Source organism: Pseudomaricurvus sp. HS19, from assembly GCF_009857815.1.
In the GTDB taxonomy this organism is placed as follows: domain Bacteria; phylum Pseudomonadota; class Gammaproteobacteria; order Pseudomonadales; family Cellvibrionaceae; genus Pseudomaricurvus.
The window spans coordinates 443,173-452,562 of the sequence record NZ_WVVW01000001.1; the positions used below are offsets into that span (position 1 = coordinate 443,173).

11 protein-coding genes are annotated in these 9,390 nt (G+C 60.6%); 2 read left to right on the forward strand and 9 right to left on the reverse strand.

The window, feature by feature from the left end; translation table 11 throughout:
- Positions 1-85 precede the first annotated feature (85 nt).
- Complete coding sequence (locus tag GSF27_RS01840) at positions 86-631, forward strand: hypothetical protein (RefSeq protein WP_202410235.1); 546 nt, start codon at positions 86-88, stop codon at positions 629-631.
- Between the two features lie 14 nt (positions 632-645).
- Here GSF27_RS01840 and GSF27_RS01845 read toward each other — a convergent pair whose 3' ends face one another.
- Positions 646-1,512, reverse strand: coding sequence for a crotonase/enoyl-CoA hydratase family protein (locus GSF27_RS01845; protein WP_160965132.1), 867 nt, complete (start codon positions 1,510-1,512; stop codon positions 646-648).
- 243 nt (positions 1,513-1,755) lie between these two features.
- On the opposite strand from GSF27_RS01845, the gene GSF27_RS17960 reads away from it, so the two are divergent.
- The gene (locus GSF27_RS17960; protein ID WP_255493616.1) at positions 1,756-1,884 is read left to right on the forward strand and encodes a hypothetical protein; all 129 of its coding nucleotides are present in this window, start codon (positions 1,756-1,758) and stop codon (positions 1,882-1,884) included.
- A 28-nt stretch (positions 1,885-1,912) separates the two neighbouring features.
- Here GSF27_RS17960 and GSF27_RS01850 read toward each other — a convergent pair whose 3' ends face one another.
- The 8 genes from GSF27_RS01850 to GSF27_RS01885 all read right to left on the reverse strand — a co-directional run bounded on the left by GSF27_RS01850 (position 1,913) and on the right by GSF27_RS01885 (position 9,182).
- A complete protein-coding gene (locus GSF27_RS01850; RefSeq protein ID WP_160965134.1) occupies positions 1,913-3,106 on the reverse strand; it encodes an ABC transporter permease in 1,194 nt (397 codons plus the stop codon).
- Between the two features lie 3 nt (positions 3,107-3,109).
- A complete protein-coding gene (locus tag GSF27_RS01855; RefSeq protein ID WP_160965136.1) occupies positions 3,110-4,315 on the reverse strand; it encodes an ABC transporter permease in 1,206 nt (401 codons plus the stop codon).
- A gap of 26 nt (positions 4,316-4,341) precedes the next feature.
- Positions 4,342-5,019: an ABC transporter ATP-binding protein gene (locus tag GSF27_RS01860; protein WP_160965138.1), complete on the reverse strand. Its 678-nt coding sequence runs from the start codon at positions 5,017-5,019 to the stop codon at positions 4,342-4,344.
- Positions 5,016-6,158: an efflux RND transporter periplasmic adaptor subunit gene (locus GSF27_RS01865; RefSeq protein WP_160965140.1), complete on the reverse strand. Its 1,143-nt coding sequence runs from the start codon at positions 6,156-6,158 to the stop codon at positions 5,016-5,018. Before GSF27_RS01865 ends, GSF27_RS01860 begins: the two co-directional genes overlap by 4 nt.
- Before the next feature lie 117 nt (positions 6,159-6,275).
- Positions 6,276-7,076 (reverse strand): sugar phosphate isomerase/epimerase, encoded by an 801-nt coding sequence (locus GSF27_RS01870; protein WP_160965142.1) that lies wholly within the window; start codon positions 7,074-7,076, stop codon positions 6,276-6,278.
- A 62-nt stretch (positions 7,077-7,138) separates the two neighbouring features.
- A complete protein-coding gene (locus GSF27_RS01875; RefSeq protein WP_202410236.1) occupies positions 7,139-8,317 on the reverse strand; it encodes a sulfotransferase in 1,179 nt (392 codons plus the stop codon).
- A 130-nt stretch (positions 8,318-8,447) separates the two neighbouring features.
- The gene (locus GSF27_RS01880) at positions 8,448-8,936 is read right to left on the reverse strand and encodes a GFA family protein (protein ID WP_160965144.1); all 489 of its coding nucleotides are present in this window, start codon (positions 8,934-8,936) and stop codon (positions 8,448-8,450) included.
- A gap of 6 nt (positions 8,937-8,942) precedes the next feature.
- Complete coding sequence (locus GSF27_RS01885) at positions 8,943-9,182, reverse strand: CDGSH iron-sulfur domain-containing protein (protein WP_160965146.1); 240 nt, start codon at positions 9,180-9,182, stop codon at positions 8,943-8,945.
- Between the last annotated feature and the right edge of the window lie 208 nt (positions 9,183-9,390).

Here is a 9,390-nt window from a genome sequence, read left to right on the forward strand (position 1 = left end):
ATGGCGTCTTTTACCTGCTTGATCGCTGCCAAAGCGCACTATACTGGTCTGACAGGAGAAAATGGCGCAGGGTCAGGAGCGCGGCATGGGAATGCAGGCAATCAACCAGGTGGGCAGTCAGCTGCCGCCGGATATCCGGGTGCCGGTCGTTATCGACGTGGAGGCATCCGGTTTTCATCCCCAAAGCTACCCCATTGAGGTGGGCGTGGCGCTGGAGACGGGGGAGCGTTTTTCCCGCCTGATCCTGCCCTACCCGGAGTGGGATCACTGGAGTGCCGAGGCGGAGCTGGTACACGGTATCAGCCGTGAAAAGTTGCAGCGTTTCGGCAGGCCGGGGGACCAGGTGGCCAAAGAGTTGAACAGCTGGTTGGTGGGCAAAAGTGTCTACAGCGACGGCTGGGTGCTGGATAAACCCTGGTTGATCCGTCTGTTTGAGTATGCCGGAGTGAAGATGGATTTCTGGTTTTCACCACTGGAGATGATCCTGTCGCGGGAGCTGATGGATCACTGGCGGCGGGCCGAGGCGCTGGTGGATCGACGCCTGCAAAGCAAGCGTCACCGCGCCAGCACCGACGCCCTGAGGATTCAGCTGATCTACATCGAAGCCCAGCTGTTACTGAAAAACCAGTAACCGGGTTTGCCGCGTTACTCCCCGTCCGGGCCGGGCAGCGGCTGAATGGGAAACTCCACCGCATTCAATTCCTGGAACTCTGCGGCGCGCTTCTGCTGCCGGGCCGCGACTGCCTGCTGCAGGTCAAACTGTGGTTGAAACATACCGCCCTGCCACAGGGTCATGGTGTGGAGACTGTCGCTGACGCTGTGGTCGCGGGCGTAGTTAAGCATCTCCTTGCAGCCACTGACCGCCAGTGGTGAGTTGGCGGCAATCTCCGCGGCGATTTCCATCACCTCTTCCAGCATGGCTTCCTGAGTGTCGTAGACACGGTTTACCAGACCGGCACGCAGGGCTTCTTCGGCACCGAGGCGGCGACCGGTATAGGCCATCTCCCGCACCAGCCCCTGGGGCAGGAGTGAAGGCAGGCGCTGCAGGGTGCCGAGGTCGGCAGTCATGCCGATTTTTGTCTCCTCGATGCAGAAAAATGCGTCGCTGGTGCAGTAGCGCATATCGCAGGCCGAGATCATATCCAGCGCGCCGCCGATACAGCCTCCCTGGATGGCCGCCAGCACCGGTACGCGTGCCTGTTCCAATCGTGTAAATACATCCTGTAGCTGTTGCAGTGCACGCACCATGGTCTCATTGCGCCGTCCCGGTTCGGAGGATTCACCACCCTGGGCAAAGCCGGCAAACACGGCCAGGTCCATGCCGGCGCAGAAATGCTTGCCGCTGGAGGCGAGCACAATAACCCGCGCGCTGGCGGTGTCGCTGATGTCCTGTATCACCCGCGGCAGCTCAAACCAGAAGTCGGCATTCATGCTGTTAAAAGCCTGCGGGCGGCAGAGGGTTAGCAGGGCGATGCGATCCTTGATTTCTACCTTCAATGCTTTTCCTGCCATGGCGATCTCCTCTTGGTGTTATTGCTGCACATGCTAACCCGAGCGCTGTCCCAAGGCGACTGCCGCAACTGTGTCGGCCAGCGCCGCATTGGCGTTGGCGCCAGCCCTGAAAGTGAACAGCGTTTGATCAGAGTCAAACCTCACAGGGCCGCGGCTGGCTACTATGAACCTGTAGAAAGTTGGTGGTGGTTGCGACAGATGTGTGCGGTCACCACAACCATAAATGCCGTCAGGAGGTGGGGAATGTATCTGGACTCTTATGTAATTTCAGGACTGATTATTGTGGCAGCAACCTGTGTCATTCTCGGGTACATGGGTTATCACGCTTACCGTCATATCAAGCAGGATATGGAGAAAAACAGCGGCCATTAAGCGCCGCTGGCGGATCGGTCAGGTTTACCTACTCTTCCCGCAGGGATTCAATGGGATCCACCCGTGCCGCGTGCAGGGCAGGCCCAATACCCGCCAGCAAGCCAATAGCCACCGACAGCAGCAGCGCCAGCAGCAGATAGAACAGGTTGAGGGACAGCGGTAATCCGGGGACCGTGAGCTGCAGTACACCTACCACAGCGGCAATGGCGGCGATGCCCGCTATGCCACCGCTGGCAGCCAGTATGATCGCCTCCCCCAGAAACAGCAGCAGAATCTGCCGCGGCACTGCGCCCACGGCGCAGAGCAAGCCAATCTCCGGGCGCCTCTCCTGAAGTGCCGTGGTCATGATGGTGAGTATGCCGACCCCTCCTACAAACAGTGAAATGGCACCCATGGCTGCCACCGCCAGGGTGATGATGTTGAGGATGCGGTCGAGGCTGGCCAGCATGTCCTCCTGCGTAAACAGGGTAAAATCCTCCTGTTTGTGGCGCCGGGTCAGTCGCTCCCGCACCCCTTCGGCAATGGCGTCGCTGGTGGTAAAGGGGCTGAAGATAATGTCGATCTCCATCAGTCCTTCGCGATTAAACATCTGCAGTGCCAGGGGCGTGGGAATATAGATCACATCGTCCAGGTCAAACCCCAGCAGTTGTCCTTTCGGCGCCATAACACCGACTACCCGGAAACGACGTTCGCCCACCCGCACCCACTCGCCCAGGGCCGATTGCGGAAACAACTCTGTTGCCAGTTTGGAACCCAGTACGGCGAGGGCGCGGGGATGTTGCAAGCCACTGTCGGGGAGGAACTGTCCCGTAGCCACTTCCATTTTCCACGCCAGCGGCATTTCGTGATTGACCCCCAGCAGGTTGGTGTGGCGGGCAAGGTTACTGCTCTCTACCCGGGCCGTGCCGGTAACCACCGGAATCACCGCTTCCACCTGCGGCAGTGTGCGCAGCGATTCGGCATCCTCCACACTCAGCGGACGCACGGAGTTGAGCATGCCGGCCATGCTCTGGGTGGTGACCCGCCCCGGTGATACCGCCACGATGCGGGTGCCGAACTGCGAGAAGGTATCCATCAGGTAGACCCGCAAGCCCTCGCCGATGGCGGTGAGCATGGTGACCGCCATTATGCCAATGGCGATACCGAGGGTGGTCAGGGCGCTGCGCTGGCGGTTACTGGTGAGTGAGCGAAAAACCCAGCGCAAACTGTCGGTCAGTGTCATGGGTCAGCGCCTGTAGAGTGCGTGGATGGGAGACAGCCGGCTGGCCCGGCGCGCCGGCACCCAGGCAAAAAGCAGTGCAGCCAGCACGGCGGTGGCGGTGGCGGCCACAACTGCCCACAGTGGTGGTTGCATCGGGAATGAAGGCCACAGGACGCTGGCCAGCGTTAGCAACAGGGCGCTGGCCAGCAGCCCCGTCAGGGCGCCGGCCAGGGCCAGCAGTGCCGCCTCCCACAGAATCAGTTGCAGCACGGTCTGCTCTGCCGCTCCCAGGGCTTTCAGCAGGCCGATCTCCGGGGTGCGCTGTGAGGTGTTGATGATGGTGAGGTTCATCACCAGCACACCGGCCACCAGCAGACTGATGGCGCCGATGCCGCCGACCGCCAGTGTCATGATGGTGAGTATCTGGTCAAAGGTGGCGAGCATGGCGTCGGGGCTGACAATGGTCACATCCAGCTCATTCTGGTGCAGCCGCGCCATCTCTTCCTCAATACGTTTTTTGGTGGCGGCCAGGGGTTGTTGGGTATTCACCTGCAGCAGTACCCGGAAGAGGGAGTCGGTGTTGAACAACTGCTGCGCCAGGCTGATGGAAACCAGCACGCTGTCGCTCAGGTCCATGCCAAAGGCATCGCCGCGGCCGGAGAGCACGCCCACCACCCGGCAGCGATAATCCGCTACCCGCAGCAGCTGTCCGATGGCGGGCTGGTTGGGTAACAGCTCCTGCAGCAGGGTGCTGCCGACCAGACATTCGTTGTCCTTGTGTCCCGGGTCCAGGTGCAGGTTACGGCCCTGATCCAGGCTCATCTGGCGAATGTCGGGGAAAGCGCCGGTGGTGCCCAGCACAATCACTTCGCGCCCGCGCTCGCCGTGGGAGACCAGTGTGCTGCCAATGATCACTGGCGCCACCTTGAGGATCGCCGGGACCGCCCGCTGCAGGCGCAGGGTTTCCGTCAGGGTGATGTTGCGGGCCGCGGCACCGGTTACCGGTGGCAGGCCACCGGTGGTTTCGTTGCGGCCCGGAAACATGACCAGAACATCCTTGCCGAGAAAGGCAAACTCTTGCATCACATAGTTACGTGCACCTTCGCCGAGGGAGGTGAGCATCACCACCGAACAGACGCCGATTGCCATGGCCAGAAGCAGCATCATGCTGCGCAGGCGGGTGCGGCTGACAGAGCGCCAGCAGAAGAGCAACTTGTCCAGCAGGTTCATTGCAGGGCTCTCCGGTAGACCGGGGCTTATCCCGGAGTGAGGTCGCGGTCGATACGGCCGTCGAGCATTTTCAGTTGCCGCCGGGCGCGGGCGCCCAGGTCCGCATCGTGAGTGACTACCAGCAGGGTGATGCCATCGCGGTTAAGTTCCTCCAGCAGCGCCACCACTTCGGCGCCGGAGTGGCTGTCGAGATTTCCGGTGGGCTCGTCGGCCAGCAACAGGGCGGGCTTGCAAATGATAGCCCTGGCCAGCGCCACCCGCTGTCGCTGGCCACCAGAAAGTTGCTTGGGAAGGTGATGGCTGCGATCAGCAATGCCCAGACGCTCCATCACCTCCTGCGAGCGACGCTGCCGTTCGGCAGAGGACACCCGCCCCAGCACCATGGGTAACTCGATATTTTCCCGGGCGGTGAGTCGCGGGATCAGGTGGTAGGCCTGGAACACGAATCCCATACGCTGGCTGCGCAGTTCTGCCCGCTGAGGCTCGCTCATGGTGGTGGTTTCTGCGTTTTCAAAGGTATAGCTGCCGGAGTCGGGGCGATCCAGCAGGCCGATCATATTGAGCAGCGTCGATTTACCGGAACCGGAAGGGCCCATGACCGAGATGTATTCGCCGACGCCAATGGAGAGGTCGATGGTGTCCAGGGCCTTAACCGGCTGGTCTCCGAGGACGAAGGTTTTGCACAGCTGCCGCAGTTCTATCATGGCGTTTTGTCGCTGCTGTGGATCAGCTGGCCCTCCTGCCAGTCGCCCCTCGCGTGGGCCAGCAGGCGGTCGCCGGCCTTGATTCCGGAGAGGACTTCCGCGTGGGACCAGTTGCGCAGACCAGTGGTGATGGCCACCCGCTGCAGGCGGTTGTCACTGTCGAGGCGCCAGACGGAACCGTCAGTAGTGATGGACTCCAGCGGGATCACCAGCCGCTGTTCCCGCTGCTCCAGAATGACAGTGACATCGGCGCTATACCCCACCAGCAGGTGTGGCAGTGCCTGACCGGCATTGAGCTGCACATCCACATCGACGGTGCGTGCCTGCTTTTCATAATCCTGCACATAGGGGGCGATACGGGAGAGGGTACCCGGCAGAGGCTGTTCCGGGTAGGCGTCCAGGGTAATGGTCACCGGCAGGCCGGTATGCAGGCTGGCGGCATCCACCTCGTCTATGGGGGCGGTGACGTAGAGACAGCTGGTGTCGATCAGGTCAACCGCTGCAGGCGTGGGGATGCCGGGTGGCGAGGGGGTGATGTACTCGCCCAGTTCGCCATTGATCTCGGCCACTGTGCCGGCAAAGGGCGCGCGCAGTTGGGTGCGCTCGAAGATCGCTTGCTGGTAGTCGAGGCGGGCGCGTGCCACACCGACCTGGTCGGCAGCGGCTTCACACTGCAGTTTCTGATTGGTGGCGGCAATCTCCGCGGAGTCCCGGGCCTCTTCCGAGGCCAGGTTGCGCTTCGCCAACTGGTTAATCCGTTTCAGCTCCCGCTGCTTCAGTTCTGCCGTTTCACAGGCGCGGGTCTGGTCGTGTTTCGCTGCCTTGAGGGTCTGTTCTGCCTGCTGCACGTCGGCGGCACGATCCAGGTTCCATAGCTCCAGAAGTAGCTGGTCTGGTTGTACTTCATCACCTTCATCCACCAGCAGGCGGTTGACCACGCCGCCAATAGGCAGTGCCAGTTTTGAGCGGCGACAGGCCTTGATGGTGCCGGCGCGGGTATTGGTCACGGTGGCGGCGATGGAGTCGGTTTTGGCTTCAATAACCGCTGCAGCAGTGGCTGCGGGATAGGCGTGGCGCCACCAGAAGAAGGCGGCCAGCAGCAGGGCCAGGGCAACAAGAATCCACAGTGTCCGCTTCAACGTTCCGTGCTCCGCAGAAAGATTGCCGCTCAGGTTACCGGCAGGTGGCAGAGTTTGTCCATGTTGTTGGTGTGGTTATGCCGCTAACGCCTGTGCCTGGTGGAGGCGTTAACTCATTCAGATAACGTTGGCCTGCTGCATCTGCTCGCGGGCGGCGGTGGCCGCCTGCGCCAGTCGGGCATCACTGGTGAGCGAACTGCGTTGCGGTACTTCGAGCTCCAGGGGTACCGATTTTGGCAGGGCGCGCAGGTAGTCAATCACTGGCAGCTGGCCTTGCCCCGGTGGCAGGCGATCATAGGTCGCTTCATCGGCGTAGTCGCCGGTGATGGCGGTGTTGTTGCTGTCACAGAGCTGCGCGTAACCAATGCGGCTGGCGGGTAGGGCAGCCACCTGTGCCGGCGTCACGCCTGCCCGCGCCAGGTGCAGCAGGTCCAGCCCCACACCGATGTTGTCACGCCCGGTTTTGGCAATCAGTGACATCACCTCATCCAGGGTTTTCCAGATCGGCATCAGTGGCATAAATTCAATCCACACACTGAGTCCTGACTCTTCAGCCATATCGCACATAAGCTGCAGGTTGGCGAGGCAGTGGGCTTCATCCGGATCGCAGAGAATGGCGGTCATGCCTCGGGCGCCAAGCTCCGCACCGAGGCTGATGTCGTCACGGAAATCAGCGGCGTTGGTGTTGGGCAACAGCATAAACGATTCAATATTGGCGACACGGAGATTGTGTTCCAGCAGGTCCTGGATAAAAGCGTCGCGATTGGTGCGCGTGACCAGCGGAAACTCGCCGCTCAAACCACCACTGCGCACAAACACGGAGACTTCCTGGCAGCCGGCCAGAAAGGCAGACTCTGCCAGCTCGAACGGGCTCAGGTCGAGGGCGGACATCTGGTGCAGGCCCAATGCTTTTTGCATGCTGTTCTCCAATTTCGGATGGCCACCATGGCGCAGCCGTTTGACATTAGTGTATGCCGTAATCAGTCGCGTGTGGCGATCCCATAGCGTTGGCAATAATCGCCGAAGCGCTCCCGTACCATCGCGGCGGATAGCCCGTACTCTTCCAGCGAGTATTCGTGTTTGCCATGTTTGCCCTTGGGATTTTGCTGCAGCATGGTGGTCATGGCGTCGGCAGCCTCTGCTGTCAGGGGCTCGTCAAAATGGGCATAGAGTTTCTTCATCTCTGCCAATGGATCCGCCATTAAGGCGCTGTAGTGCAGATCGTAAATGGAATCCTGTCCATGCTTCTCCTTGTAAGCATCTGCACGGCGAATCATTTCGGCAAACATATCCATCATGGACGCGCCGATGTAATGCAGGTCCACTTTGTCACTGAACATCTGTCTCACCACCTTGATCAGGCTGCAGGCGGATGCCACCACATCAACCGGGTCGCGGTGCGTCATCACCAGTTGCGCGTCCGGGTAGACCTCGGTGAGGGCGTCCAGGAAGAGAGGATGCCACGGGTTTTTCAGGGTCCAGTGGCCGGGCGCTTCACTCTGCAGTACCTGCAGCAGCTTTTTGTGGTAACGGAAGGCGGGCAGGTAGTCCGCTTCATGAATCAGCCAGTGGCGATAGGAGGGAATCTCGGCAATCGCTTCGTAGTATTGGGCGCAGAAGGATTGCGACATGGCGAACTGGCACTCGGTGGGGCTGTCGGCGTCCTCGTGGTGAATGGCAGAAATGTGGGGTGCGAATTTCAGGGACATATCCACCATGGCCTGTTCCTGCAGGCAGCGGGGATCGCTGCTCAGTTCACCGGCCTTGGGTGGTGGTACGGAGTTAAACGCTTCCCAGCGCAACAGGCAGCGACGGCCGGGATCAGCGTTCAGCAGGTTAATGGTGAGGGTGGTGCCGGTGCGGGGCAGGCCGAAGACAAAGGTGGGTTTGCTGACCGGCTGTTGCAGCAGCTGAGGGTGGGCCTGCAGGTAGTTCTCAACCTGCAGGCGATTGCTCAGGTTGCGGATCAGTACACCGGTGATGCTTTGCCAGCCGCGCTCGGTCAACGGTGCTTCATTATTCAGTGCGTCTACCAGGTGTTGCAGGCCTTCCAGGACAGACTCATCGCCGATGTCGGTGAGTCCGGTTTGCTGCCGGGCAGTGGCAAGCAGTTGCTGAGCGTCGATCATGGTCTGTGGTACCCCGGTTATTGTTGTCATGTTTTGAGCGAACAGGGATAACGCTACTGGGCCATTTGAACGTTTTCAACAGGGGTGTCGTAAAATCGACATCAATTGCCGGCTGTCCCGATTCTTCCCGGCCCACGGGGAATTGGGAGAGCTGGCCGGCTTAACGTCCCAGGCATTGCCGGTAGCGCTCTGTACTCTCCGCAGGCCATAGCTTGCTGCGCTGGTAGAACTCTTCCATGGCCGGGATTGCCGGATCCAGGATAACCCAGGGCAATTTGCTGTTGGTATAGATGTGGATGTCTGGCGGGCAGAGCTCTGGTTGGTGCAGGGTGCCGACGCGCACAAAGGCTACCTTCTCCTTTGCGGCGTTGTAGTGACTCCACAGCACCACCCGGCAGGCGGGGCAGCGATGAACCGTCTGCCCAAAGCCGCTGTTGCTGGGGATGTGCATGGATTCGGTAATGCCACCGGCTACCCGCAGGTGTTGGGTTTCGATGAGTGCATTAAGCGCAAATGCCGAGCCGGTTTCGCGCCGGCACCAGCTGCAGTGGCAGCAGTGCACAAACATAGGCGCGCGCGCCAGTGTGTACTGAAGGTGACCGCAGTTGCACTGGCCGGTGAGTGGGGTGGGGGGAGTATCTGCTTCCATAAGGCCCTATTTGCGGTTGTGGGAGCCGTCGCAAAGTGGCGGATTGCCGGTTTGTTTGCAGCCACAGAAAAACAGCTTCTTGCTGTCGCTGGCGTCGTACTTTACCGGGGTGAAGTCGGTGCCTTTGTGGGAGCCGTCGCAGAAGGGTTGTTTCTGGCTGCGGCCGCAGGCGCACCAGAAGTAGGATTTACCAGCTTCAACATCTATGGGAAAAGGGGTATCAGACGCTCTGACCGGTGTGCTCATGGCGTGCCTCTTTATATCCGATGGTGGTCTGCAGGGGTGTCGGGATTGCTCGCTGTAACTATGGACCGTATTGCGGGATTAGGCCAATAGGAGTGGGATGGGATTCGCCAGGCCGGTAATGCTGGAGGGGCGTGTGGTCGGGCTTCTTCCGTGGACACGATCTTGTCGGGGAAAAGTTAGTTGAGCCCGAAGCGCGGGATCTCGCCCG

Bases quoted from the DNA above. Each gene is read 5' to 3' on its own strand.
- GSF27_RS01840 (WP_202410235.1), top strand. From the start codon at position 86: ATGGGAATGCAGGCAATCAACCAGGTGGGCAGTCAGCTGCCGCCGGAT.
- GSF27_RS01845 (WP_160965132.1), bottom strand. From the start codon at position 1,512: ATGGCAGGAAAAGCATTGAAGGTAGAAATCAAGGATCGCATCGCCCTG.
- GSF27_RS17960 (WP_255493616.1), top strand. From the start codon at position 1,756: ATGTATCTGGACTCTTATGTAATTTCAGGACTGATTATTGTGGCAGCA.
- GSF27_RS01850 (WP_160965134.1), bottom strand. From the start codon at position 3,106: ATGACACTGACCGACAGTTTGCGCTGGGTTTTTCGCTCACTCACCAGT.
- GSF27_RS01855 (WP_160965136.1), bottom strand. From the start codon at position 4,315: ATGAACCTGCTGGACAAGTTGCTCTTCTGCTGGCGCTCTGTCAGCCGC.
- GSF27_RS01860 (WP_160965138.1), bottom strand. From the start codon at position 5,019: ATGATAGAACTGCGGCAGCTGTGCAAAACCTTCGTCCTCGGAGACCAG.
- GSF27_RS01870 (WP_160965142.1), bottom strand. From the start codon at position 7,076: ATGCAAAAAGCATTGGGCCTGCACCAGATGTCCGCCCTCGACCTGAGC.
- GSF27_RS01875 (WP_202410236.1), bottom strand. From the start codon at position 8,317: ATGACAACAATAACCGGGGTACCACAGACCATGATCGACGCTCAGCAA.
- GSF27_RS01880 (WP_160965144.1), bottom strand. From the start codon at position 8,936: ATGGAAGCAGATACTCCCCCCACCCCACTCACCGGCCAGTGCAACTGC.
- GSF27_RS01885 (WP_160965146.1), bottom strand. From the start codon at position 9,182: ATGAGCACACCGGTCAGAGCGTCTGATACCCCTTTTCCCATAGATGTT.